Annotated in this window: 24 protein-coding genes and 1 pseudogene; 18 read left to right on the forward strand and 7 right to left on the reverse strand. The window is 61.5% G+C overall.

The genetic code is table 11. The features are described 5' to 3' along the window. Window positions 1-62: 62 nt before the first annotated feature. The 3 genes from BLQ92_RS18340 (at window position 63) to BLQ92_RS18350 (ending at window position 5,037) form a co-directional block, all read left to right on the forward strand. On the forward strand, window positions 63-1,286 hold the full coding sequence (locus BLQ92_RS18340; protein WP_175772743.1) for an aspartate aminotransferase type Ic: 1,224 nt from the start codon (window positions 63-65) through the stop codon (window positions 1,284-1,286). A gap of 91 nt (window positions 1,287-1,377) precedes the next feature. After that, on the forward strand, window positions 1,378-2,772 hold the full coding sequence (locus tag BLQ92_RS18345; RefSeq protein WP_090685941.1) for an MFS transporter: 1,395 nt from the start codon (window positions 1,378-1,380) through the stop codon (window positions 2,770-2,772). A 168-nt stretch (window positions 2,773-2,940) separates the two neighbouring features. Continuing rightward, complete coding sequence (locus tag BLQ92_RS18350; RefSeq protein ID WP_208449392.1) at window positions 2,941-5,037, forward strand: DUF3857 domain-containing transglutaminase family protein; 2,097 nt, start codon at window positions 2,941-2,943, stop codon at window positions 5,035-5,037. Here BLQ92_RS18350 and BLQ92_RS40690 read toward each other — a convergent pair. After that, window positions 5,031-5,591 (reverse strand): annotated as a pseudogene (locus tag BLQ92_RS40690) (undecaprenyl-diphosphatase); the annotation flags it as partial. The gene BLQ92_RS18350 and the pseudogene BLQ92_RS40690 sit on opposite strands and share 7 nt — an antisense overlap. Window positions 5,592-5,669: 78 nt before the next feature. Next, window positions 5,670-6,824, reverse strand: a complete 1,155-nt coding sequence (locus BLQ92_RS18360; protein ID WP_090685942.1) for a branched-chain amino acid ABC transporter substrate-binding protein — start codon at window positions 6,822-6,824, stop codon at window positions 5,670-5,672. A 73-nt stretch (window positions 6,825-6,897) separates the two neighbouring features. Between BLQ92_RS18360 and BLQ92_RS39445 the strand changes: the two genes are divergently transcribed. After that, a complete protein-coding gene (locus BLQ92_RS39445; RefSeq protein WP_143016625.1) occupies window positions 6,898-7,284 on the forward strand; it encodes a hypothetical protein in 387 nt (128 codons plus the stop codon). A gap of 32 nt (window positions 7,285-7,316) precedes the next feature. Continuing rightward, on the forward strand, window positions 7,317-7,739 hold the full coding sequence (locus BLQ92_RS18365) for a hypothetical protein (RefSeq protein WP_090685943.1): 423 nt from the start codon (window positions 7,317-7,319) through the stop codon (window positions 7,737-7,739). 17 nt (window positions 7,740-7,756) lie between these two features. Here BLQ92_RS18365 and BLQ92_RS39450 read toward each other — a convergent pair whose 3' ends face one another. The 3 genes from BLQ92_RS39450 to BLQ92_RS18375 form a co-directional block, all read right to left on the reverse strand. After that, window positions 7,757-8,128: a hypothetical protein gene (locus tag BLQ92_RS39450; protein ID WP_143016626.1), complete on the reverse strand. Its 372-nt coding sequence runs from the start codon at window positions 8,126-8,128 to the stop codon at window positions 7,757-7,759. A gap of 83 nt (window positions 8,129-8,211) precedes the next feature. After that, the gene (locus BLQ92_RS18370) at window positions 8,212-8,742 is read right to left on the reverse strand and encodes an OsmC family protein (RefSeq protein ID WP_090685944.1); all 531 of its coding nucleotides are present in this window, start codon (window positions 8,740-8,742) and stop codon (window positions 8,212-8,214) included. A gap of 32 nt (window positions 8,743-8,774) precedes the next feature. Beyond that, entirely contained in the window at window positions 8,775-9,590 is an 816-nt protein-coding gene (locus BLQ92_RS18375) for a class I SAM-dependent methyltransferase (RefSeq protein ID WP_090685945.1), read from the reverse strand. Window positions 9,591-9,720: 130 nt separating this feature from the next. On the opposite strand from BLQ92_RS18375, the gene BLQ92_RS18380 reads away from it, so the two are divergent. The 13 genes from BLQ92_RS18380 to BLQ92_RS18440 all read left to right on the forward strand — a co-directional run bounded on the left by BLQ92_RS18380 (window position 9,721) and on the right by BLQ92_RS18440 (window position 23,645). Beyond that, window positions 9,721-11,244, forward strand: a complete 1,524-nt coding sequence (locus BLQ92_RS18380) for a winged helix-turn-helix domain-containing protein (RefSeq protein ID WP_090685946.1) — start codon at window positions 9,721-9,723, stop codon at window positions 11,242-11,244. Window positions 11,245-11,576: 332 nt separating this feature from the next. Beyond that, window positions 11,577-11,909, forward strand: coding sequence for a hypothetical protein (locus tag BLQ92_RS18385; protein ID WP_143016627.1), 333 nt, complete (start codon window positions 11,577-11,579; stop codon window positions 11,907-11,909). Between the two features lie 129 nt (window positions 11,910-12,038). After that, window positions 12,039-12,431, forward strand: coding sequence for a DUF4087 domain-containing protein (locus BLQ92_RS18390; protein WP_208449390.1), 393 nt, complete (start codon window positions 12,039-12,041; stop codon window positions 12,429-12,431). Window positions 12,432-12,788: 357 nt separating this feature from the next. After that, complete coding sequence (locus tag BLQ92_RS18395; RefSeq protein WP_090685948.1) at window positions 12,789-13,520, forward strand: class I SAM-dependent methyltransferase; 732 nt, start codon at window positions 12,789-12,791, stop codon at window positions 13,518-13,520. 150 nt (window positions 13,521-13,670) lie between these two features. After that, window positions 13,671-14,078, forward strand: coding sequence for a YunG family protein (locus BLQ92_RS18400; RefSeq protein WP_090685949.1), 408 nt, complete (start codon window positions 13,671-13,673; stop codon window positions 14,076-14,078). 86 nt (window positions 14,079-14,164) lie between these two features. Beyond that, the gene (locus BLQ92_RS18405; protein ID WP_090685950.1) at window positions 14,165-14,812 is read left to right on the forward strand and encodes an HAD family hydrolase; all 648 of its coding nucleotides are present in this window, start codon (window positions 14,165-14,167) and stop codon (window positions 14,810-14,812) included. Between the two features lie 133 nt (window positions 14,813-14,945). Continuing rightward, complete coding sequence (locus BLQ92_RS18410; RefSeq protein WP_090685951.1) at window positions 14,946-15,626, forward strand: HAD family hydrolase; 681 nt, start codon at window positions 14,946-14,948, stop codon at window positions 15,624-15,626. Window positions 15,627-16,669: 1,043 nt separating this feature from the next. Continuing rightward, window positions 16,670-17,617: a choline ABC transporter substrate-binding protein gene (locus tag BLQ92_RS18415; protein WP_090685952.1), complete on the forward strand. Its 948-nt coding sequence runs from the start codon at window positions 16,670-16,672 to the stop codon at window positions 17,615-17,617. A 29-nt stretch (window positions 17,618-17,646) separates the two neighbouring features. Continuing rightward, complete coding sequence (locus BLQ92_RS18420; RefSeq protein WP_090686005.1) at window positions 17,647-18,330, forward strand: histidinol-phosphatase; 684 nt, start codon at window positions 17,647-17,649, stop codon at window positions 18,328-18,330. A 42-nt stretch (window positions 18,331-18,372) separates the two neighbouring features. Beyond that, window positions 18,373-19,998, forward strand: coding sequence for a Na/Pi cotransporter family protein (locus BLQ92_RS18425; RefSeq protein ID WP_090685953.1), 1,626 nt, complete (start codon window positions 18,373-18,375; stop codon window positions 19,996-19,998). A gap of 344 nt (window positions 19,999-20,342) precedes the next feature. Continuing rightward, a complete protein-coding gene (locus tag BLQ92_RS18430; protein WP_090685954.1) occupies window positions 20,343-21,788 on the forward strand; it encodes an IS1182 family transposase in 1,446 nt (481 codons plus the stop codon). Window positions 21,789-22,753: 965 nt separating this feature from the next. After that, window positions 22,754-23,179, forward strand: a complete 426-nt coding sequence (locus BLQ92_RS18435; protein WP_175772741.1) for a GNAT family N-acetyltransferase — start codon at window positions 22,754-22,756, stop codon at window positions 23,177-23,179. Between the two features lie 223 nt (window positions 23,180-23,402). Continuing rightward, window positions 23,403-23,645 carry a hypothetical protein gene (locus BLQ92_RS18440; protein ID WP_090685956.1) on the forward strand — a complete coding sequence of 81 codons (243 nt, stop codon included), beginning with the start codon at window positions 23,403-23,405 and terminating at the stop codon, window positions 23,643-23,645. Window positions 23,646-23,767: 122 nt separating this feature from the next. Here the strand turns inward: BLQ92_RS18440 and BLQ92_RS18445 are convergent, their stop codons facing one another. Both BLQ92_RS18445 and BLQ92_RS18450 read right to left on the reverse strand, forming a co-directional pair. After that, window positions 23,768-24,274, reverse strand: a complete 507-nt coding sequence (locus BLQ92_RS18445) for a hypothetical protein (protein ID WP_090685957.1) — start codon at window positions 24,272-24,274, stop codon at window positions 23,768-23,770. 525 nt (window positions 24,275-24,799) lie between these two features. Then, window positions 24,800-25,831 carry an AraC family transcriptional regulator gene (locus BLQ92_RS18450; RefSeq protein ID WP_090685958.1) on the reverse strand — a complete coding sequence of 344 codons (1,032 nt, stop codon included), beginning with the start codon at window positions 25,829-25,831 and terminating at the stop codon, window positions 24,800-24,802. Window positions 25,832-25,975 lie beyond the last annotated feature (144 nt).

Below are 25,975 nucleotides of genomic sequence, written 5' to 3' on the forward strand. Positions count from 1 at the left end.
GGCTTGTGTGCTGCGGCCACCTTTCTCAAACGATGTCCGTACAACGACCGGAGACCATCACGATGCCGATGACTTACGACGCCTTCAAGCAACTGGGCATGCGCCTCGACATGTCGCGCGGCAAGCCTGCGCCCGAGCAACTCGACCTGTCTCGCGCGCTGCTCGACGAGGCGGGCACGGCAGGCTTTATGTCGCGCGACGGTATCGACTGCCGCAACTATGGACATGTGCTCGGCTTGCCCGAGGCGCGCGAGTTCGGCGCGGCGCTGCTTGACGTGCCGACGGCTCAGGTGGTGGCTGGCGGTAATTCGAGCCTTGAGTTGATGCATGACGTGCTGGCCTTCGCGATGCTGTTCGGCGTGCCGGGCGGCACGGCGTGGAGCAAGCAGGACGATATCGCCGTGCTATGTCCGGTGCCTGGCTACGACCGGCACTTTGCGATCTGCGAGGCGCTCGGCATCCGCATGATCAACGTACCGATGCATGACGACGGCCCCGACATGGACTTCGTCGAGGCGCAGGTGCTGCACGATCCCGCCATCAAGGGGATCTGGTGCGTGCCGCTCTATAGCAACCCGAGCGGTGCGATCTACTCGGCGCAGGTGGTGCGGCGCCTCGCTGCGATGCCCGCGGCGGCGCCGGATTTCCGGTTGTTGTGGGACGACGCCTACCGCTTCCATCATTTGACGGCGCAGCGGCATACGACGCCCAACATACTCGAAGCCTGCGCTGCTGCCGGGCACGAGGACCGCGCGCTGGTGTTCGCCTCGCTCTCGAAGGTGACCTTCGGCGGCGGCGCGCTGGCCTTCCTCGCCGGCTCGCCGCGCAATGTGAGCTGGTGGCAGCAGCGCGTCTCGCTGCGCACGATCGGGCCGGACAAGCTGAACCAGTTGCGTCATGTGCGGTTTTTGCGCGATCGCGCCGGTCTTGAGCGCTTGATGGAGCGTCATCGCGCGCTGATGAGCCCGAAATTCGCGGCGATTGCGGCGGCGTTCGGGGAGCACCTGAGTGGCTTGGACGGCGTGACGTGGAACGAACCCGCGGGAGGCTACTTCATTAGCCTCTACACGCCGCCAGGGTTCGCAAAGCGCACCGTTGCGCTCGCCGCCGAGGCGGGCCTCGTGTTGACGCCGGCTGGAGCGGCCTATCCACATGGGCGGGACCCCGAGGACCGGCATCTGCGGATTGCGCCTACCTTTCCGGCTCTCGATGAGGTGCGGCTCGCGGCACAGGGGATTGCGCTTTCGCTGCGGCGGGCGCTCGAGGAAGGCGCCGTTGCGGGGTAATACCCTAGCGCGCTGAAGCGAAGCGGGTTGCGACCGCATTGCGCACGCACGGCGTTGTGCCGCCGCCGTGTTTTACGGTAAAAGGGAGCGCATGACCGATCGCTCCCGACTCATTCCCATTATCGTTGCCTGTCCGCTGTTCCTGCAGAACCTCGACACGTCGATCATGGCGACGGCCTTGCCGTCGATTGCCCGCTCGCTGCAGGTTCAGACGCTGCATCTGAACCTGGCGATCACCTCCTACCTGCTAAGCCTCGCGGTGTTCCTGCCTGCGAGCGGCTGGCTCGCCGACCGCTTTGGCGCGCGCCGTGTGTTCTGTATGGCGATCGCGCTGTTCTCGCTGGGCTCGGCCTTATGCGGACTGGCGCAAACGCTGTCGCAACTGGTGCTGTTCCGCGTCCTGCAGGGCATGGGCGGCGCGATGATGGTGCCGGTCGGGCGCCTGATCCTGCTGCGCAGCGTGCCGCCCGCGCGGATGGTGGCGGCGATGGTGTGGTTCACCGTGCCGGGCGCCATCGGCCGGCTTGCCGGGCCCTTGCTCGGCGGCCTGGTGGTGACGATTACCTCATGGCGCTGGATCTTCCTGCTGAACATCCCGTTCGGCGTGCTCGGTGTGCTGATGGCACTGAGCTTTATCGACGATACCCATGAACCGGTCTACGAGCGCTTCGATCTGGCCGGTTTCATTCTGCTTTCGAGCGGGCTCGTCGGCCTCGTAGGCGGTCTCGACACCGCTGGGCGCGGGTTGGTGCCGCAGACGGTAACCTTCGCGCTGGCGGGACTCGGCGCGCTGTCGATCTTCGCGTACTGGCGCTACAGCCGCCGCATCGACGATGCGATCATCGATCCGGGCCTGTTGCGCTTCAAGGCTTACCGGACCGCCGTGGTGGGCGGCATGCCGCTGCGCATCGCCATCGGCGCGTCGCCATTTCTGCTGCCCTTGATGCTGCAGCTCGGCTTTGGCCTCTCGCCGCTGCAATCCGGTTCGCTCAGCGTGGCGACGGCGGTCGGTTCGCTGAGCGTGCGTGCGGTGATGCAGCAGGCCATCCGGCGCATTGGCTTTCGCACGCTGCTGATCGGCGCGACTTCGCTGACCGGCTGCTTTTACGCCTGCTATGGATTGTTCCGGCCGAGCACGCCGCATCTGCTGATCTTCGTCGTGCTGCTGTTCGGTGGCCTGTTTAATTCGCTTGGCATGGTGACGCTCAACACACTCGGCTACTCCGATATGCCCAAGCCGATGATGAGCCGCGCCACGGCGCTATCGAGCATGGCGCAGCAACTGTCGATCAGCATCGGCGTGGCGTTCGCCGCGTCGCTGCTGGCCTTGACCGCACATCTGCATGGCGGCAGCGCGGCGTATCTGACGGCGCGCGATTTTTCGCCGGCCTTCGTCGTGGTCGGCGCGCTGACGCTGTCCTCGTTGTTCTTCTTCACCAGGCTCTCGCGTGACGAAGGGGCCGAGTTGCGGCAGCACGCAGGGTAGTGGGTTGTGTGCGGTGCGTACCGTGCATACCGTGCATACCGTGCGTTAGGCCGCGCAAGAGTCGTGCGGCGGCAAACCGGCTGCGGCGCCGATGTGCTACAACCACAGTACCGGACGGGACGAGGTGCGATCTTGAGGACAATTGCCGCACGGCGCTGGTGTGCCGCGATGACGTGGGCGATCTGCGGCGCTTGCGCGGTGGCGGGGGCGGTGGCGTCCCCGGTGTCCTCAACGTCCCCGGCGCTTGCGATGTCCCCGGCGCCGTCAACGTCCTCAACTTCGCGCCCGGACGACCAACCCGCAAGCGACGACCTCGCCCCGTCCACCATCGAAAGCGACGTCCACTACTTCGTGATCCAGAAGGACGGCTCGGTCGAGGAGCGCGACGACACCGTGCTGCGCGCCAACACCACGAGCGGCGTCGACGACATCGCCCAGCGCTATGTGTGGTTCAACAAGGATATCGAGCAAGTGCAACTGCTCGCCGCCGAGGCCATCGACTCCGACGGCGCCGTGCACCCGGTCGGCCCGGACGGCATTCGCGACGTGCAGGAGCCGCGCTCGGCCGGCGCGCCGACTTTCGAGGACGGCGTGTTGCGCACGGTGATCTTCCCGGGCGTGGAACCGGGCTCGCGGATTCATCTGGCGTTTCGCAAGATCCGCAGCAAGCCGCTGCAGGCCGGCACCTTCGCGTACCTCGTCGAGCCGACCCGCGATCCGGTCGAACTGCAACGGCTGATCTTCGACCTGCCCGCCGACGTGCCGCTGTATGCCGACGCGCGTGGCTACGTAGAGCTGCCGCCGGTAACGGAGAATGGCCGCACGCGTTACGAGTTCGACTACCGGCACGGTCCGTATGCGCCTGTCGAAGCGGGCGCGGTGGGCTATGAAACGTGGGGCGACCGGCTGATGGTTTCCACGGTGCCGGACTATGCGACCTTCGCTGCGCGCTACAAGGCCCCGGCCATCGATCCCACCATGAGCGATCCGGCCATCGTGCAGCTTGCGCAGTCGCTGACGGCAGGGACCGCCGACCCGCGCGACAAGGCGCGCATCCTGTACGACTGGGTGCGCCTGAACGTGCGCTACGTGGCGCTGTTTCTCGGCGAGACGGCGGCGGTGCCGCATAAGGCGACCGACATCCTGCGCAACCGCTATGGCGACTGCAAGGATCACGTGGCGCTCTATAGCGCCTTGCTGGCGGCGGTCGGGATTCGCAGCGAAGCGGTGCTGCTCAACCTCGGCCCGTACTACACCTTGCCGGATGTGCCGGGCTACGGCGAAAGCGCGATCAATCACGCGATCGTCTGGATTCCGCAGCTCTCGCTGTACGCCGACACTACCGCGGGCGGTATCGCGTTCGGCTATTTGCCGCTCGTCGTAATGGACCGGCCGGTGCTGCTGGTCGACGACGGCGTCATGTCGCGCACGCCGGCCACGCAGTCGCGCAGCCGCTCGGTGCGCCTGCAGATCGACGTCGACGAGAGCGGGGCGGCAGCCTACGCGTACCGGGTCGAAGACACGGGGGCCACGGCTGAACTGGAGCGCAACGTGTTCCGCCGTGCCACCCTGCAGCGCGCTCAGGCGATCGCAGCGAGCCGTCTGTTGCAAACAGGTTTGCACGGCACCGCGCAATTGCGCACCAGCGATGTTGCGACAACCGTGGGACCGTTCACCACCACGATCCACGGCGCGCTGCAACACTTCACATGGGCCGACGGAACCACCGCCTTGCCGGCGCTGTCGAGTTTCGCGGGGGGGATTGCGAGCCAGGTGCAGTCGTGGCTGGCCGAGCCGCAGCGCACCCAGCCGTGGGTCTGCGTGGGCGGCGACTTCGACGAGACCTCACAGATCAGCTTGCCCGCTACGGTGCGTGTGACCGATCTGCCGGTCGACGCCAGCGTGCAGGACCGCTTCTTCGATTACGCCTCGCACTACGTGTTCGATCCTTCGACGCGCGTGCTGCAGATCACGCGCCGCCTGCATGCCGATTTCGGCCATCAGGTCTGCTCGGCGGATGTGTTCAATGAAGCCCAGGCCTCGCTCGTGAGGATCGAGCGCGATGCCTCGTCGCAGGTGGTTGTGCGCGCGACGCCGCCGGTTTACCGCTTCGCGCAGCCGAGCCGGATCAATGGGGCGAAGGTGAACCGGTACAGCCGCTCGCTCGCGCCGAACAGGGTGTCGAACACGCGTCCTTCGCAAAGTGCGACGCCGCTCGCGCCGATCAGCGCGACCAGCACGGCGCCGAGCATGTCGAGGGGGTAATGCACGCCGAGATAAATGCGAGCCCATGCCATCGGCAGGCCGAGTAGCGCCAGCACGAGGCCCGTCAGGCGAATCTGCGGCAAACCGTGCCGGCGATGCGCGGGTACGAGCAGGCTGAAGGCGATCGCCCACCAGAGCGTGAGGTGGTCGCTCGGAAACGAGGAATCGGGGGCATGCTCGAGCAGGTTGGTGCCGATGCCAAGGACGAAGGGCCGTGGATGCGGCCACGCCAGGCCGATCGCGTAACTGATGAGAAACGCCAGCAGGGCGCTGAGCGCGGCGCGAAACGCCGCGCGCCGCCACGGGCCGCGACCGCACAGCCACGCAGCGACGAGTCCGCATGGAATGACCCAGATCAGATATTCGGCGAAGAACCACGCCGTGGTGACGAGCGCCGGGCGCGCCGGCAGGCTTGCATTGATGATCAGGAAAAGCGTGCTGTTCAGGTGTTCGATGTAATCCATTGCATCCAGGCGACCGGCGGCGTCAGTTTGCCGGTTCTTCAGTTGTCTCGGCTGGCTTGCGGGTCTCGTCGTCATGGACGAGACCCGCATGAAAGCAGGGCGTAAGGCTATCAGACCTGCTGCTTGCCGAAGGGTTCAACCAGCCAGGGGCCGATGCGAATGCGCGCCTTAGCTGCCGCCGCCCTTGGTCACGATCGGCACCCACGTGCCGCCCTTGACCTGATACAGCGTGGAACCCGCGTTCTTCAGCGAACCGTTCGGCTCGAACGCAATCGGACCGGTCACGCCTTCGAAGCTGATCGCCTTCAGCACCGGACGATACACCGCCGGCGACGACGACTTGGCCTGCTGCATCGCCTTGATCGCCGCCCACGCCGCGTCGTAGCCGAACGGCGCATACGAGAGGATGTCGACGCCAAAGCGCTTCTTGAACTTCGCCGAGAAGTCCTTGCCGCCCGGCAACTGCGCGAGCGGCCGGCCGTATTCCCAGGCCATCGCGCCGTCGGAGGCATCGCCCGCCAGCTTGATGAACTCCGGATCCATCACGCCGCCGCCGCCCACCAGTTGGGCGGTGAGGCCGAGCTGCTTCATGCGCTTGGCGACGCCGGCAGCCTGGGTATCGAGGCCGCCGAAGAAGATCAGATCGGCGTTGGCCGCCTTGATCGCGGTGAGCTGGGTGCTGAAGTCGACCGCCTGATTGTTGGTGTATTCGTGCGCGACGATGTTGCCGCCGTGTGCCTTCACCGCCTTCTCGAACTCGTCTGCCTCGCCCTGGCCGAAGGCGGTGCGGTCGTCGAAGATCGCGATGCGCTTGGCCTTGGTCACTTCGACTGCGTAGACGCCTGCGTTGCCGGCGTTCTGCGCGTCCGTGGAGATCACCATGAAGGTGTTGGCAAAGCCGCGCCCGGTAATGATCGGGTTGGTGGCGGCCGGGTCGATCACCGGCGTGCCGGCCGTTTCATAGATCTGCGAGGCCGGAATCGTCGTGCCCGAATTGAAGTGGCCCACCACCACCGAGACGTTGGCATCCACCAGCTTCTGCGCCGCCTGCACACCGACGCGCGGGTCGGCCTGATCGTCCTCCGAGACGAGCTGGAAGTTGGCGACCTGGTCGCCCACCTTGATCTTTTGTGCGTTGGCTTCCTCGATGGCGAGCAGCGCGCCGTTTTCTAGGTCCTTGCCGTAGCCGGCGTTGACGCCCGTCAGCGGCGCCGCGAAACCGATCTTCACCGGCAGGTCGTCCGCAAAGCCGGACAGCGGCGCGACCGCGAAGATCGCGCCCAGCATCACAGCGAGGGGTTTCAGCGTGTTGCGAAAACTCATGGTCTCTCCTTGCTTCGACAGTTCAAGTTATGAAAATCGCTAAAGGCGTCAATGGCAGCTCGATGCGTGCGGCATGGTCTCCTTTAATGGGGTCCGTTCAGGGTACGGACGATCGTATGCCGGAAACAATGCTGGAAAACACTGGGAAGGGGGCGCTGCGGGCAAGCCCTGGGGATGCGCGCCGCTTCCGTCATTTGTTCTTCAACATGGCGCGAATATAGAAAGCCAATTTGCGACCGTCTTGGCAGTTCGCGGCGCTTTGGATGAGAATTTCAGCATAGCCGCCGAATCGGGCGGGCGGCAGGCGGGTGTTAAGCGGATGGTGCGTGCGGATGCCGGCACACGTGGGGGCGCGAGGCTGCTGGCTGGAGCGGAAGAGGGGATGCTACGAATCGCGCGCCAACGCGCCAAAATCCGTGTCGTCGCGAACATTCAATTTTGTGAGCATATGACAAATTGAACTCGGTACCCGAACGATGGAGTCTCACTAAAATGATAGTAAAAGAAAAAAGCTCTATCCCACTTCTAGAGGCGGAAGCGCCACTACCAGTCAAAATAGCGGTTTTGCTGTTTGCACTTGTCTGGGTCGGGCAGATGCATTTTTTACTCCCCCATCTTTTATACGACTTTCGCCAAGGTCTCTATGCGTCTCAGGTACAGCAGAAGGCCATTGCAACCTTGGGTCTCTGGCTTGCCCTAAATGCCACGTTGATGCTTGCAATGGTCTATCAAAAGAACTGGGCCAGGATTACACAAGCGCTATCGACAATGGTTGGGCTACTACTCATTGTGTGGGAGGTTATTTTTAGAGCCGAATTTAAGCCTGGTATCTTGTATTTCTCTAATGCGGTGGCGACTGTTCTGCTCTTTCTGCCTTCCGCCGACGCCTGGTTCAAGAAGCGTCCGTATTCGTAGTCCGCTATGGTTCGCTCTCAGCCGCTCGCGGTCGCGGGAGGCTGGCGTGAATCGATGCGAATCGTATGGGTCAGCACGCGGCCACTTGCTGCCATTCGCCAGTCCCACGAAGCCGTCACTCGAATGGCTGGTTTGTTCGGAAACCAGCCCGATAGCCCACGAGTACTTTTCGGCCGGAGCCGGACTGCCGGAACCCGACGCTCGCAGCGGTATCCGGCAAGCGGAACCGGAGTGCCTCGCTCCGAGTCGAGACCGGCGAAGTCAGCCGCTGCTGCGTCGACTCCGTTGGCGACATAGGTGCGTCTTGCCGTGGAGTGGCGCATCCTGAACTCAGCCCCCACCTGGCCGGCGACCTCATCGGCAGCGTCTGCCGCGCGATCGATCTCCATGAGGCGTAATCTCGAATCCGACTTGCTAGAGGGGCTCCTCAAGGTAGCGGCTGACATCAACCGACGGTGGGCGCGTCGACTGGTTATTGCGCGAAGGTAAAACGGGTCTGGACCGGTGGCGGCTGGCGCAGCGTCTGCTGGACCACGCAGCAGCGCTCGGAGGCGGCGCACAGTCTGTCCAGCAGTTCGGCCGGCGTCCCCTCCAGGGCAGCCAGCGAGACCTCGCAGACCAGAGTCTGGAATCCCACCGGGACATCCGCCTGCATCGCCAGCGTGCCGCGCACATCGACAGTGCCGGTGACGCGGACTTCCAACGCGGTCAGCGTGATGCCGAGCAGGTTGGCCACCATGCGGATCGACGAGTCTTGGCACGCCGCCAGCGCGGCGCAAAGCAGGTCGCCGGGGGTCGGCGCGTCGTGAGGGCCGCCGAGCGCGCCATGCACGCCCACGGGCACCGCCACGTCGCAGCCATCCATCGGTTCCACCCGCGAATGGAAGGGGTCTGACGGGTCGACGCCGACGGCGCGCGCATGGTCGACGACCAACGCCGCCACGGGCGATTCGCGGTACAGGCGGCGCAGCGGCGCCTGACTCTCTTGGACACTGAGTTTCATGGCCTGCCTCCTGCAGAGTGGGCGTGCCGCCTTCAGCGGCGGGTGATGACCACTTCGAGGTATTCGCTCGGCACGACCAGCGACCGCGCGCCGGCGCGATTCAGGCGCTGCAGCAGGTCGATGATGTCGCGCTCAAGCGTCGCGGCACCGTCGGCAGGCAGCGCGGCGAACGCCTTATGCACCGGCCCATACCACGTGCGGAAGACCTCGATGAAGTGCTCGGGCGAGCGGTAGCGGAAGCAGAATGTCCGCGGCGTTGCGCGCACCTCGCCGACAGCGTCGCCGAACAGCTCACGCAGGTGCGCCGGCACACCCCAGGCCGACGGCGGCTTCAGTCCGGCCGGCGGCGGCAGGTGCCGGCCGAGTGTCTTGAAGAGCTGGCCGATGAAGCCGTCCGGCGTCCAATTGGCCAGGCCGATGCGGCCGCCGGGCCGGCACACGCGCAGCATCTCGGCTGCCGCCCGGGGCTGGTCGGGCGTGAACATCACGCCGAAGGTCGACAGCACCACGTCGAATGAGGCGTCGGCAAACGGGAGCGCCTCGGCGTCGGCGGCCTGGAAGGCGATGTTAAGGCGCTCGGCGCGGGCGCGCTCGGCGCCCCGATCGAGCAACGCGGCGACGTAGTCCGTCGAGATGACGCGGCAGCCGCGCCGTGCGGCGGCAAGGCTGGCATTGCCATTGCCGGCGGCGACGTCGAGCACGCGCTCGTCCCAGCACAGGTCGCAGGCCTCGGCGAGCGACTCGCCGACCCCTTGCAGAGTGGTGCCGATCACGGCATAGTCGCCACAGGACCACGCAGCCTGCTGGCGGGTCTTGACGGCGGCGAAATTGACGGGGGTGTTGTCCATGGTCGTGTCCTCGGCGGAAGTGGCGGGGTGGGTGCGGAACGCGAAGACACTGTGCGCCCGGGTGTCCGGCCGCGTCCTTTAACGTTCTGCGCCACGCTGCTAAAAGTCCCTAAACACGAAAGCCGATCACATGCAGGACGCCTACTTCTTCGACCGCGGCGAGTTCCGGCCCACCGAACGGCTGCTGCTCGTCGACGGTGCGCCGGTGGCCGTCGGCGCGCGCGCGTTCGACCTGCTGGCCTGCCTGCTTGCGCACCGCGACCGCGTGGTGTTGAAGAGCGAGTTGCTCGAGGCCGCCTGGCCGGGATTGGTGGTCGAGGAGAACAACATTTCGGTGCAGGTCTCGGTGCTGCGCAAGCTGTTGGGCGACAAGGCCATCGCCACCGTGTCTGGCCTCGGCTACCGCTTCGCGATGGAGGTCCGTATCGGGGTTGCCTCGGCGCCAGGTGCACCGCTGGCACCCTGTGCCGCCACGAACCGGCCGACGATCGCGGTGCTGCCATTCAACGTGCTGGCCGACGATCCGCGCATGGTCTTTCTTGCCGAGGGGCTGGCCGAGGATGTGATCGCGCTACTGGCGCGAGTGCCCGGCTTTCGGCTCATCTCGCACGCCTCGTCCTTCGCCTTCCGCCCGCACGACGCCAGCCTGACCGAGGTTGCCCAGCAGCTCGGCGTGCGCTTCGTCGTCGAGGGCAGCCTGCGGCCCACGGCCACCGCTGTTCGCATCACGACCCACCTGACCGACGCGCAGACTGGGCATGTGCTGTGGAACGGGCGGTTCGACTGCTTCCACGCCAAGATGGCCGATCTTCAGGAGCAGATCGCGCGCGGCATCATCTCCGAGCTCGAACCCGAGCTGACGCGCGCAGAGATCGCCCACATTCGCCGCCAGCGGCCGGACAACCTCGACGCCTGGGCGCACTACCATGAGGCCGTCGGCGCCATCGCGCTGCAGGGCTGGAACGAAGACGGCATCGGCGAGGCGCGCGCACGGCTGCGCGCCTGCCTGGCGCTCGACCCGCTGTTCGGCCTGGCGCACGCCCACTACGCCATGCTCACCGCGCTGGCGCGGAACATCGGGTTGCTGCCCGAGGCAGCGGCCGGGTCGGCCGCTGCCGACGACGCCCAGCAAGCGGCCGAGCGCGCCGTCGAGTTAGACGACGGCAGCCCCGAGGTCCTCGGCTTGGCCGGCTGCGCGCTGTGCGACCTCGGGCAACTCCCTCGCGGCATGACAATGCTGCGGCGCGCGCTCGAGTTGGACCCGAGCAACGCCCAGGCACATGTCGCGCTCGGCGCCGCATTAATCCTCACCAGCGAGTTCGAGGCCGGTTTTGCGCGCATGCGCCTCGGCATGGCGATCAGCCCGCGCGATCGTCGCCTTGGCTTCTGGGGTTGGGCGCTCGGCGTGTTCCTGCTGCGCGCTGACCGCGCCGCCGAGGCGTTGGCCGAAGCGCTCGCGTCGAGCCAACGCGACCCTCGATTCCACTTTGCACGCGTGTTGCAGGCCGCCGCGCTCGACCGCCAGGGGCAGACCGACGAGGCACGCATCGCGCTGGCCGAGGCCCGGCGACTGCGCACCCGGCTCTCACTGAACGAGATCGCACTCACCCACGGCCGGCGCGTGGCCGAGCAGTTGGGCCAGTACTGGGATTGACTCCGTCGCAACCCCTATGCATCGAGCGACCTGGGGTGATGTTGAGGAGACGCCTCAACGGCCGCGTCAAGCTCAACGCCTGAGTCGATCGGGACCGGCCATGAACGGACCTTCGACGCGACCGACGAATAGTCGATAATCGGCAGCGTTGGCTACGACCGAGACAATAAGCAGAATGAAGTTCTTCCGGGCTACAGTCACTTTAGATGATGTGTCGGGCGTGACTACCACGCGAACGAAATACGGACCGTACACCGAATTCAACTTCACCGCCGATGGTCGGCTTCAATATGCATGTTCAAATGCGCGGGACTGTCCGTGTCGAGAATGGCATGATCGTCACCGCTGTACTACGGGACCCAGACAACTGGCAGACGTTGGAAGGTTGGCTTAACCATCAGAGCGGTTGCGTCGAAGGCGTTTCACCGGTTTGGTCTCTGCGCCTCGCAGCGATTTTGTTCAGCACGCTTTTCGTAGCCGTTGTCATTTTGGGGTTTGTTTGCTGGTCCGTTGAGGGTGAGCATCCCCTCGCCATCGCGATGAGTCTAGTCTTCGGCTTTGCGGCGCTGATACCCGTCGTCGGCTGGTACCGGGGAATGCAAGTGTGGGATGCATTTGCGCGCGCGCATCTGGATCGGACGCCCGGTTTTGAGAGATTTGACTAACCGCCTCGGGTCGCCTCGTGCCTTTTGCATGAGACGCACACCCGGGGCGATCGTCGACCTCAGCCGTGGGGCGCTGGCCGGCCATGAACCGAGGTTCGACAGTGCCGTTCAGATTGTCGACAATTGCCGATGAGTGAAGAGAAAATCCTGATGACAAATCTTTTTGTGGTGTTGCTCGGATTAGGAATGGCGTTGGCAACCTCCGTCGCCGACGCGCAAGGTACCGTTGAGAAGCGCTGTGGCTGGCTCCAAAATCCAACTCCCGCCAACTTTTCGTTACGGGACCGAAGTGGTGAATGGACAATTTCGGAACAAGGTGGCTATCAGGCTCCAGGGATCGAGAAGATGCCGGACATGACGACGAAAGGATGGGTCGTGACCAACGCTGGACAGCACGGGTACGGCTGCGCCTGCCTTGATGTACAGGTCGATGAAAAGTCAGGCCTTGTGACACGACTGGTATCTGCTCAGCCGCTACCACTCAGACGATGCAAACTCGATCCGAAATTGCCACCGCCTTGACTCGCCATCGTGCAGCCGCCAGTGCTGAATTCCCGCGTGGGGCAGGGAGACGCGACCGGCGCTTCCTCGCTTCCCGAAGAATGTTCACCGGGGTACGAGTGATGACGTCGGGAATCATTCGCAAAACAACTGCAGTGGCGAAGAGAATGAAGGCACTCGAGTTTTCATGTCGTGGGGGACGTCTCACGGGAATGTGGGTTGGCCGCTCCTGTCGAACGCAGCCGTATGAAATTCGGGCGGCCCATGCCGTTTGCATCGGACTGTGATCGGCCAGGTTCGGTCGATCGACACCGGCGTCCAGATCGTCAACAATTACCAGAATTCCTCCTTCGACGTCGAAGCTAACGGGTGACAGACATGAACGAATCGACGCAGTCCATCGGACGTGTAGCCTATTCCGAGTTTGCAGAGCGCTATGCAGCAGCGGTTACGACAAAGCCACACAATGCACTCTACGAACGCCCCGCAACGATGTCGCTTCTCGGTGATGTCAACGGTTTGCATGTTCTCGATGCGGGATGTGGACCAGGCATTTGCAGCGAACATCTCGCGCGAAGCGGCGCAACTGTTCACGCATTCGATGTAACACCACAGATGGTCGAACTCGCACGCCATCGATGTGCCCAAGTTCCGGTCGAAGTTGTGACAGGAGACCTTGCTGCTCCACTCGACTGGCTTTCTGCCCAATCGTTCGACAAGATTTTGTGTTCGCTCGCTTTCGACTACGTGGAAGACCTTAAGCCGGTTTTCAGCGAGTTCCGAAGAGTCGCGCGAAGCGGAGCGACATTGGTGTTTTCTATGGCGCACCCTATGCGCGACTGGATGGATGAACGGACCCGTGGCGAAGAGGCATACTTCACAACCTCTCGCTTCGGTCTATATTGGTCAGGCTTCGGTGAGCCGAAACCCTACGTGCAGGCTTACCGCCGGCCTCTTTCCGACATCCTCAACGGATTGACTGAAAGCGGCTGGCTATTGGATCGCTTTGTCGAACCCCAACCGCTCGCCGAGATGCAAGCGGTGTCGGAACGTCTGCACTCGGAGCTATCGCAAGCCCCCGCATTCATTTGCGTGCGTGCACGCTGCTAGCGACCGCTGGTGGATGGGGTTTGGCGCGGGCAAGAGCGGACGCTCGACACGAGTATCCGAACCGCAGACAACATGCCGACTCTCCACTGGATGATCGGGGGGTAATTTCTCGAAGGCGCGCTGGCGCAGTACGATAGATCGGATCTAACTATGATGCGCAACCCGGATTTCATGCTTTGCCTTCGCGAAGCACTAGCCGCCTCTTGGGACAAACGAACCGCATACTTAGAGGTTGAACAAGCGGAGAATCTTGCCTTGGGGCAGTGCTATCCAACGTCACGTGTGGTGCAGCACTACTACCCCGAAACCGAAATCATAAAAGGGAAAGTCTGTACCGGCGAAACGACAGACGTTCATTTTTGGAATGCGCTTCGTGTCGGCGATGACTGGTACCACATTGATCTAACCTGGCAGCAGTTTCCGGCCGGTTCAAGTATTCAAGAGTTCGTAGTCGTCGACCGTCAGGAATTGCATGATAGTGAGTCGACGATGCAGCGCTGCGCGTTGTTGTTGATGAGGGTTGACGACTATCTAAATGCGCGCTTTCCCGGTGCATGAGACGGCACTCGGCCCAATATCTGCCGTTCGACGACGCTGCATAGATCGTCAATCAGCGCCCCAGTGTTCAACTTCACCTGCCACCTATGACCATTAGAGCCGTGTTCTTTGATGTCGGCGAAACCCTTATCGATGAAAGTCGTGATTGGGGCGGATGGGCTGACTATCTTGGCGTGTCCCACCTATCATTTTTTGCCACACTAGGCGCCGTCATCGAGCGCGGGGAGCATCATCGAACTGTGTTCAAGATTGTTCGACCAGACGTCGAATTTTCGGAATTGCACCGCCAACGCCGAATGCAAGGAAAGGCCTATTCGATCACACCGAATGATTTCTACCCCGACGCGATACCCTGTTTGGCACGTTTGCAAAATGACGGCGTGCTCATTGGTATCGCCGGAAATCAACCCCTTGAAGCGGAGCAGGCGTTGCGCAAGCTAGGCGTTCCAGCCGACATCGTGGCGTCGTCTGCTTCGTGGCATGTGGAGAAACCCGCCCCGGAGTTTTTCGAGCGCGTGATCGCCGCGACAAATGGACTTGCCCCGTCAGAGATCGCCTACGTGGGTGATCGGCTCGACAACGATATTGAACCAGCGCTCCGAGCCGGCATGGTTCCAGTTTTCATACGCCGTGGGCCGTGGGCACATGTGCAGTTGGCGTCCCGGCGTTTCCAGGTTCCGCCTCACATCATCGACGAACTGACGTCGCTGCCGGAGCTTCTGCGTGGTCTGTAACTTTTCCGGCCGGAATCGATCTTCGTTTCGCGAACCATGAGGCCTTCATGTCAATAGACCGCCGGAGACTGCTTTTGCAACGCTGCGTTTGATACAGTGCGGTCTCTCGACGGGAGTACAGGGAGTGAGGCAGATGATCTTTTCAGCGGCGATCTTCGACATGGACGGCCTGCTGGTCGATTCAGAGCGCGCGATCATGAACACGTGGATCACGGTGGGATTGGGCCTTGGGATCGCATTGTCGGCGAGCGATTATCTGCGGATTGTCGGAAGGTCGTCTACGGAATGCGAAATGATCCTGACAGAGTTGCTCGGTGGGGCGGCTACATTTCGGGAGGCGCTGGCGCGAGTCCGGCAGCACTTGAGCAGGCCATCCGTGCATCCGATATTTCCGCTGAAATCTGGAGCACGAGCGCTGCTGACTGAGTTATCGCGAGCAGACATTCCATGCGCTGTGGCGTCCTCATCTCCCGTGGATGAGATTAGATCGCGCCTTGGGCGTGTAAGCGTGCTGCAATTTTTTAAGACGATCGCTGGTGGTGACGAAGTCGATCATGGGAAACCCGATCCGGCGGTCTACAGACTTGCAGCCCATCGGCTGGGCGTGCCGGTGGATGCTTGTTTAGCCTTTGAAGATAGCGATAACGGCGCGTACGCCGCTGCTAGTGCCGGTATGGCAGTCGTCATCGTTCCGGACCTGAAGCCGCCGGCTGCTGAGATCGCCGAATTGAGCTTTCGGGTATTAGGGAAACTCGACGTAGCGATTGAACACGTTGCCGACTGGTTCACGACGCGCGATACAAAATTTGCGTGAACGTCCGTTGTCGAGAAAGTTGGTTGACCGCTTCGGGTCGACATGAGTCCGTCGACAGACATTCGGGGCTCTGAATCTTGCGACGCAGCACAAAACACCAATGTCGGCCAGGAGTACGAATACCGTTTCCACCTTGCGTGCATTGAAATGTAGCGGATTGCTGCACTCGAAATCTTCCTGCGACCCGCACGGCACGGCGCCAAGGGTCCGGCGTCGCCTGCATCAAAACCGGCGACCCAAGCGATGCCCGCAGGCGGGGATGGGACTGCAAAAAGTAAGGCTGGTTTCCGAGCGCTGACAGCTAGGTATCGTCCGCTCGCTATGGATATACGCTCCTCGCCACCAACAAAGGCACGCGGGCTATGGCCATATTCTTCCATGCTGGAAAAGTGGGTTTCGTGTTTTTGCCGGGGGACCCTGCTGGGTGCCAGAGGCTGGCCGCAGACTCGGACGTGAAATTTATCGACGCTGCCCGAGAGCAATGTGGCATCGAATTGGTTGGTGCAACTCACAACCCGCCTGAAGGACCTTAGAAAAGCCTTATCTGGAAAGGCACGCTCACCAACGAGCCTCGCCTATCACGCATTGGGCTTCGCGGGACAGAAATCCGGTTTGCCAGCGATGAACAACTGAACGGTTCGCCTACGGGTGGATCGCGCGTATCGCAAGCAAAGGGTACCTAAGGGGGCGTTTGGCGACGATCGCCTGTCGCTGATGTGCTCTATCCGTGTTCTGCTGCGTCCCCGACAAAGGCACGGCGCCTGGAGCGCGCACCGGAGGTTGCTACCTCGGGACCGACGACCGCCATGCGACCGTCATCGCAGGGCGCTGATGTCGCACGTGAAATGATCCGTGTCCGAAATGCGATGCTGATGGAGGCTGCAGCGCGGTTAGGATGCTCTCTGTGTATATTTTTGCAAATATGTATTTTTGCGGATTTAAAAATATGCGCTTTTCCAGCCGCGCCGAGCCCGGTCCAACCTGGTCCGCAAGCATGGGCGTCCGTTGTTCTGCACCGACTTTTCCCTTAAGGAGTCAGCCTGATGAAACGCGTTGTCCAACTTGCGGGTACGTGTCTCGCATCCCTCTGCCTTCTCAGCGCAGCACGTGCGCAGGATCCGGAAACCTGTCGCAGCGTGACGTTCGGTGACGTCGGCTGGAGCGATATCGCTGCCACCACCGGCGTTGCGACCGCGCTCCTGCAGGGACTCGGCTATCAGCCGGCCAAGACGATCGCGTCGCCGCCGATCGTGTTCGCGGGGATCAAGAAAAAGCAGATCGACGCCTTCCTCGGCTACTGGGATCCAAGCATGACGTCGACCGTCGTGCCGTTCGTCCAGGCCGGCGCGGTCAAGGTGCTGGAGCGCCCTAATCTCGTCGGCGCGAAGTACACGCTGGCGGTGCCCTCCTACGCGGCCGACGCGGGCCTCAAAAGCTTCGCCGACATCGCGAAGTTCAGGGCGCAGCTCGACGGCAAAATCTACGGCATCGGTGCGGGCAACAACGGCAACGCGCTGGTCCAGAAGATGATCGATACGAACCAGTTCGGCCTCGGCGGCTTCAAGCTGATCGAATCGAGCGAGGCCGCGATGCTGGTGCAGGTCGGCCGGGCGGTCAAGGACCACAAGATGGTGGTGTTCCTCGGCTGGGAGCCGCATCCGATGAACGTCGAGTACAAGATCACTTACCTGAGCGGCGGCGACGATGTGTTCGGCGCGAACTACGGATCGGCCAAGGTCTTCACGGTGTTGCCGACCGATTACCAGGCGCGTTGCCCGAATGTCGGCCGGTTCATGGCCAACCTGCAGTTCACCACCGACATGGAGAACCGGCTGATGGTGCCGATCATGGACCACGAGGACCCGGTCACAGTCGCCAAGGCTTGGCTCAAGGAGCACCCGCAGGTGCTCGACCAATGGCTCGACGGCGTCACGGCGTTCGACGGCAGCAACGGGGTGACTGCGGTCAAGCATTCACTCGGCATGCAATGACGCTGAACGAACACCAGGAGGACTCTCACTTGACTCGCGATCTTGCGCTGTTCGATCTCGACCACACGTTACTGCCGCTTGACAGCGACCAGGAATGGAATCGCTTCCTTGTGAAGCTTGGCGTGCCCGGCAGCGAGCAACATGCGCACGATGTCGACCGCTTCTACGACGCGTACCAGGCCGGCACGCTCGACATGGATGCCTACCTGCGCCATGTGCTCGGGCCGCTTGCCCTGTACTCGCGCGAACAGCTGGACGACTGGCACGGGCAGTTCATGCGCGAGATCATCGCGCCTGCGTTGCGGCCCGAGGCGCTGGCACTCGTCAAGCATCATCGCGACGCGGGCGACCTGTGCTGCATCGTAACGGCTACCAATTCCTTTGTGACGGGGCCGATCGCGAGTGCGATCGGCGTCGATCATCTCCTGGCGATCGACCTCGCCACTGACGGTGATCGGCCGGATGGGCGCTACACGGGCGAGTGGGTTGGCGTGCCGAGTTTCCGGGAAGGCAAGATCACACGCACGCAGGCGTGGCTTGCATCGCTAGGCAAGAGCTTCGCGAATTTTGCACGCGTCTGGTTCTACAGCGACTCGGCGAACGACATTCCTTTGCTGGAGCACGTCAGCCATCCCGTCGCGACGAACCCGGACGAGCGGCTGAGGCGCGTTGCCAGCGAAAGAGGCTGGCGGATCCTTGAACTGTTCGGATAGGCGGATGCGGCCGGGCCAACCCACAAACGCGCGGAGAATAACGTGATCTCGATCCTGCTTCACCTGGCCGGCGGCGTCGCCCTGCTGACCTGGGGACTGCACATGGTGGAGTCTGGCCTGATGCGCGCATTCGGCGCCACACTCAGGCAGTTCATGGCGAACAGTCTGGGCAACCGCTTCAACGCGTTTTGTGCGGGGCTGACGGTAACGGGTGCACTCCAGAGCAGCACCGCGACCGGTATGATCGCCACGTCGTTCGCCGCGCGCGGCCTCATGAAGCCCGTTACGGGGCTTGCCGTCATGCTTGGCGCTAACGTCGGCTCTACGCTGATTGTTCAGGCGTTTTCGCTCGATCTCAGCTGGATCTCGCCCGCGTGCCTCGTTATCGGCATGGCCCTTTTCGAAAAGGGCAAAGGCTCGCAAAGCCGCGATCTCGGCCGCGCATCGATTGGCCTCGGACTCATGCTGCTCGCGCTGACGATGCTCGTCGAGACGATGCGCCCGGCGGAGGCCGCACCGGCGCTGCGGACGGTACTCGACGCGCTGGCTGGCGAGCCCGTGCTGAATGCGGCCATCGCTTGCTTACTGACATGGGCAGCGCATTCGAGCACACCGGTCGTGCTGTTCGTGATGTCGCTTGCGAGTTCGCATGCCGCGCCGATGGCCAGCGTGGTGGCGCTGATACTCGGCGCGAATATCGGCAGCGCTCTCAATCCGTATTTCGCGGGCGCGAAGGGTGACGACAGCAGCCGAAAACGCCTGCCGGCGGGCAACCTGCTGCTGCGCGGCGGCGTCTGTCTCGGCCTGCTGGCGATCACGGGACCCATTGCCAGACTGCTCGACGGCCTGCCCGGAGACCGGGGCCATCTGGTCGCCGATTTCCACACCGGGCTGAACGTCACGATAGCCGTCGTTTTCATCGGCTTGATCGGACCGGTCGCGACATTGCTCGAACGCCTGATTCCTGACGCCCCCCAGGCAAGCGACCCGGACGCGCCGCGTTACCTCGATCCATCGGTGCTGGGTACGCCGTCTGAAGCGCTCGCCTGCGCGACCCGCGAAGTCATGCATATGGGTGACATCGTTGAGGACATGCTTAAACGCAGCATCCCCGTGATGCTGGCGGACGATCGTGGCTCGGTGGCCGATCTCACGCGGCGGGACGACGCCGTGGATAGGCTGCACGAGGCGATCAAGCTGTATGTCACGGATGTGACGCGCGAACATTTGAGCGACGTCGACGACCAGCGTGCAACGGCGATCATGACGTTCGTGATCAACCTCGAACACATCGGCGATATCGTGGACAAGAACCTGATGGAGCTGGCGCAGAAGAAAATCAAAGGCAAGCTCCGGTTTTCGGCAGAAGGCACGACGGAACTGCTCGCGCTGCACCAGTCGGTGGTCGACAGTTTTCACCGGGCGCAGACGCTTTTCGTGTCGGGCAATCCGCAGACGGCTGAGCGACTGCTGGAGGACAAACTCGTCGTGCGTCAGTTGGAACGGCGCGCGGCCGACCAGCATCTGGTCCGTCTGCGCGAGGGCAGGGCAGACAGCCTTTCGTCCAGCTCACTGCATCTGGACGTGCTGCGTGACCTGAAACGGATTCACTCGCATGTTTGTGCGATTGCGTATCCGCTGTTGCAGCGTGATGCGCTCTGCGCGTGAATCCCAGGCGAGGCCAAGTTGCGCTATTACGGGCATCGGTTCCCGAAGGCGGTCATCAGTTGCGCAGTGCGCTGGCATCCCCGGGTCCCGTAGACCGCATTAAAACTGTCACTTCGCGTGGCTGTGGCGCCCCCATCGTGATGCATGCGGCGTGGCGAATTCGAAAGGAGTTTGTCACCAGCCGTGCCGCACAAAGATATCGCTGGTTCAGGTCGGGAAGCGTGGCTGGGCGTCGCGCTACATTAACCAGAAACGCTGGTTGACGAAGGTCTCAGTCCGGCCCAGGGTGTGTGGAAACGCACTCATCGCCTAAACTGAATTAACGCATGGAGACCGGGTGACTCATGAAGCGATTCGTTGAAGTCGATGACCGCAAGCAGGTCGCACTACTACCGGAATGCGTCGATGACTACATCGGCCAGGACAACCCAGTCAGGGTCATCGATGCCTTCGTCGACGAACTGGACCTGACGGACCTTGGTTTAAACGGTACCACACCGGCGCGCACGGGCCGCCCGTCCTACCACCCAGTCGTGATGCTCAAGATCTATATTTACGGGTATCTGAACCGCGTACCCTCCAGCCGGCGTCTTGAACGCGAATGCCAGCGCAATGTCGAACTGATGTGGCTGACAGGACGTCTGGCGCCAGACTTCAAGACGATCGCCGACTTTCGCCGCGACAACGGCCCGGCCATTCGCAACGTATGCCGTCGTTTTGTCGAACCGTGTCGCGGACTGAAGCTGCTATCGGGCGACATGGTGGCAATCGACGGCAGCAAGTTCAAGGCTGTGAACAGCCGTGACAGAAACTACACTGCTGGCGAGATCGACAAGCGTCAGCAGCAGATTGAGGAAAGCGTCCAGCGATATCTCGACATGATCGAAACCGCAGACCGGATCAGTCCGACAGGTTTCGATGTGAAGACAGTGCGCCTGTACGAGAAGATCGCGCTCTTGCGTCAGCGGATGCGTGAGCTCGAACAGATCAAGAAGCAGTTGAAGAGCGAGCCGGACAAACAACTGTCGCTGACCGACCCGGATTCCCGCTCCATGACCAGTGGTGGCAAAAGAACCGGCACGGTCGGCTACAACGTTCAGGCCGCGGTGGATACGAAACATCATCTGATCGTCGAACACGACGTGACAAATGTCGGAAGCGATCACGGGCAACTCTGCAGGATGGCTGTGTCGGCGAAGAGGGCGATGGGCAAGCCGAAGCTGAAGGTACTGGCTGACCGGGGCTACTTTAGCGGTCCGGATATCCGCGCGTGCGAACTGGCAGGGATCAAGGCGTATGTTCCGAAACCACTCACCTCGGCATCAAGGAAGAAAGGGCTCTTTACCAAGCGCGACTTCGTCTACGTTGCAAGAAACGATGAGTATCGATGCCCCGCCGGCGAGCGCGCAATTCTTCGATTCATGAGCGTTGAGCATGACATGAATCTGCAGGTGTACTGGCCCAGCGCATGCCCGCGTTGCCACCTCAAGGAACGATGTTCGCCCAGCGACTATCGCCGCATCCGACGCTGGGAGCACGAACATATACTTGAGGCCATGCAGCGGCGGCTTGACCGCAAACCCGATGCGATGACGATCCGCCGAAGTACTGTCGAGCATGTATTCGGCACGCTAAAACACTGGATGGGTGCCACACACTTCCTGACCCGGGCGCTCGGACGAGTGAGCACCGAAATGAGTCTCCAGGTATTGGCGTACAACCTGAAGCGCGTCATGAATATACTTGGGGTTGCCGGGATGATGAAGGCGATGAGGATGGCTGGAAGCTGAAGCCCTGAGGGGCTTCTCGCGCTCGCGATGTTCGATTAGCGCAAGTTCGACGCATCTAACTTGATCAACCCGACCGGCAACCTCGCCCGCGGCGGAAAAAATGGAGTTTCCACACACCCTCGGCCAGTTTGAGCCGTTCGACTTCGACTCCCGGATCGTCAACAATTGACCCAAGGTCGCAACAAACAGAGCGCGGATGAAATCGATGACCATCAGAGATACCCGCTGCGTTTTTGATCGATTAGCTTGTCCGGATGGAGCTGCGTCACCGTAAATTTCCGGCCTTTCCCGTGCCAAGCGAATCCTCAACACTGCATTCGACGCGAGCCGCAGTGGTCACTGATCCATTGTTCGTTTACACAAGCCATGAGCACAAACAAGAAATGGTTGATCGCTGTTGTCAAGATTGCTATTGGAGGAATGGCGGTACTGCTTGTCTCTGTGTGGCTTTGGGTATCGTCCACATCCGGTAGTGCGCCAACGAATCCCCGTCCTGAGACCGGAAACGTCGTCCCGTTTAATAACCACGGCAAAACTGTCTACGTGACCAGGTGTGAGGATCGGATTATCGTTTGGTGGCCCGCTGGCTTTGCATTCCTGCTTCTTGTGGGAGTTCGGTCCAAAAAGTGGATCGCGTCAATGGACCGACGCTGATATCGACGAGTGCGCATCCCAGGAGGGTGTCGATCGCCGTAGCTTGCTTTGTACGGCTTTGGTCGGCATGAATGGCCGCTTCCGGGTAATCCGTAGGTCCCCTGTGGGTCGCGCGCTGCCGATCGCAGCCTGGCGCGGTTGAAGCTGCGTATGCCGATTGCATGACACGGCACGCGGCCAGGAGCGGACGGTCGACCAATGGGTCCAAATCGGTGACAATTGGCATCTACTACACGTTCAGTTGATGCCGCACGATGAGTATCACACTACGACCGGATACCTCTGACGCCTGCGCAATTCGATTACGCTCGATGTCTGAAGGCGTTGTTGACAGGCAAGCGCTATTCGCGCTCTACAAACTCTCGCTTCACGAACATATCGACCAGACATTCGGTTGGGACGAGAACTTCCAGCAAGAGCGATTCAACATGTCCTATCGCGATCCTGATTTCATTTCGGTAACCCTAGGATCGGTAACGGCGGGGTATCTTGCGCTAAAGGATGAGATCGAGGAAGTTCATTTGTCGTTGTTGCTTCTGCAACCGGAATATCGCAGTCGCGGGATTGGTCGGCAAGTGATGCAAACGTTGTTGTCTCGCGCGTCCGAGTCCGGCCGGGCATTGACGCTGTCTTGTTTTTTGTGCAATCAAGGGGCAATGCGGTTCTATCAGAACCTCGGCTTCTGCGTCGCGACAAAAGATGAGCACTTTGTGACGTATCGATCTCCCGTATCCTAATTGAGCAACCGATGTCCTGGCTTCAGAGAAATTGTCCCGCAGGCCGATTCGCATGCTGTCGACCACAGCATTTCAAAGCACGCGCCGCCTGTGTTCATCGCGTGAGACAGCAGCCGGCCAAAAAGAGACGTTCGACGGGTTGACCAGAATCGCCGACAATCCACCATCCGGCGATTACCCTCTGCTTGGAGCGGCCCTATGACGACGGGATCGAAGAAAGAAAATGACTACAGATACTGATCGCCTGACTCTTCAAGAGGCATATCTTTCGATGTTTGAGTTCATCGTCGAGCTCTACCAGCGAACGAGATCTGACGATCTGGGCGCGATGCTAGGTGATTTAAGCCTGCTTGCAGATGGAACAACCGCCGATCCCGCCGCGTGGGGAGACTGGCTTAAGTGCGTCGAGAAGGCCCGTCGCCGCGGGGTTGATGCGAGCTTGGTGATAACTCCACCACCTCTCTGACAATGAGCGGGCAATGACAGCGCTCTGGGGCAAACGCCTAATTTCGGCCACTTTCGGACGTTCGACGTCGTGGCCTGAATCGTTGACACCTTCAAGACCAAGTTGACTGGATGCGCCGTCCGCTACCTTTTCAATAGGGCCGCGTAGTAGTCGGCGATGTTGTCCTCCGTCCCCTTTGTGATCCGATTGAATACTCGTCCCCATGGCCAGAAGCTGGAACCTGAGGTGGTTCGCAGACCCGGGAATCGGCTTCCGCCAAGGGTGACCATACCCCACTCGCCACCATGATTGCGGCGATACACCTCTCCGACGTAACTTCCGTAGGCTTTCGCAAATGACATGACTTGTTCGTCCGTTGGCTTGGGACTCGTGCTGACGTAGGATGAACTCATTTGCGCCAAGGCCTTTTCGACATTTGCAATACTCGCGTCCGACCAGTCGAGTTTTATTCCAAACTGTTTCGCGGAGAAGTCGACGGCGTCTAGCGAGTAGGCTTCCGCAATTTTCTGGATTTTTGGATCAGGAGAAAAGGACTGGTCAGATGGGGTTTCTGCCAGCGCAACTCCACCACGAACGCAAGCCATCAGGGCGATCAGCGCTAACAGGAAGCGCTTTACGATTGTTTTCAAGAGGATTCCCACTCCAAGACAACTCTGAGTCGCTGCTGCGAGTCAGAGTGTTGAATTTTCGCCTCGACCGATCTTATACGTCGGAGCAGCCTATAAGCTATGTGAACGGCAGCTTTCGGCAAATCTGAAGGTCCCCTGTGGGTCGAACTGAGCCCGACGCTAGGCGGCCTGCGGCGGATCGGTGACCGATTCAGAATTGGACCGGGTTCGTCACTCACTACCATATCTGGACCCAGAAATCGCAGCCCTGGTATGCGAGCGCAACGGGAGCACGACGCAATAACCATCGCCGCTACCACATGAGCGGCTGGTTCGGGTTCCTGAGTGGTTCGCACGGTTATGTTGGACGACTGCTGTCGGCAAATCCGAAGAGCCTCTGCGAACCGATGTCGTGTGCTGCCACGCGCAGTGTTTCGAAGCACGTGCCGCGTATGCTTTTCGCATGAGGCGCGGCTCGGCCAATTCCAGCCGTTCGACACGGCGTTCAACGTCGCTAAAAATATAGTCAGACTTAACTCCTTCTTGTCACTCACCCTGACGGGTGTCCTTGCGATAGTCAGAAGGACTACTGCCGGTCCAGTGCTTGAAGGCGCGGCAAAAACCGGTGGCATCGGAAAAGCCAAGATCAAACGCCAGCACTGCCACGCTCGTGTTCGAGTTCGTCAGCCGATCGACCGCGATATCCCGTCGCACCCCGTCTTTCACCTGCTGGAAATGTGTTCCTTCTTCCGCAAATCGGCGATTGAGCGTGCGAACGGAAGTATGCAGCGCCTGCGCAATGCCCTGAATCGTCAGCGGCTGCGCTATGTTCCGCTCAAGATACTCGCGCGTTTTGGCCACAATGGAGCCATGATGAAATGCGCTGAATGTCCAGACCCCCGGCGCGCCTTTCAGGAACGCCCATAGCTCGTGTTTCTCGCGTTTGAACAGCTCGGCACAATCCTGGTACGAGAAATGAATGCTCGTTATCCCGGCATCAAAGTGCACCGCTCCGGGGAACAGGAATGCATAGTCTTCGACGTGCCTCGGCCTGGCGAAACTGAACTCGGCCCGGTGCAGGATGATCTCCCTGCCTAGCAGCCATGATGCGATGCCGTGCGCCAGCTTCATCATCAACTCGTGCCCAAGCGGAGTGACCTGCGTATCAGGCGTCCTTTCCACCAGAGCCAGTCGCACCAGATCGTCCTTCGTCGAAATCTGCAGCCGGTAGTCATCCAGCAGTAAATTCCAGAAACGAACAAACCGATTGAACGCGACCAGCACGGTAGGCGCATCCAGCAGGCTGAGCATCAGATACTTCAACGTGCCGCCCCGGATCGGCCTGGACCAGAGTCCCAGCATCTCGTCGTCGAGCGTCGCCGCGACCGTCTTGTACAGCACGACGTATTGCTGGCGTGTGATTCGCGCATCCGGCTGATTCAGAAGCGACTGCGGAATAGCGGCGCTTGCGAGTAGCTGTGCAGCCACGTCTTCTCCGTGACGGGTGCGAACGGTGCGCAGCATCCCGTGCAGGAAGTGAGCCGAAACGGTGAGAGAACTTTGGCGGGACAGGTTCATGATTCGCCTATTATGGCGCATTCTGCATATCGATTGGCACGATGCGCCAGCTCTTCACCCGCCCAATGCCTATACTGGCAAGCAATTTCCGCGATTCTTGAAATTTGCGAGCATTGCCAGATGGCGCATTACGCCAATCGCTGG

The sequence above is a fragment of the Paraburkholderia phenazinium genome (assembly GCF_900100735.1).
In the GTDB taxonomy this organism is placed as follows: Bacteria; Pseudomonadota; Gammaproteobacteria; order Burkholderiales; family Burkholderiaceae; genus Paraburkholderia; species Paraburkholderia phenazinia.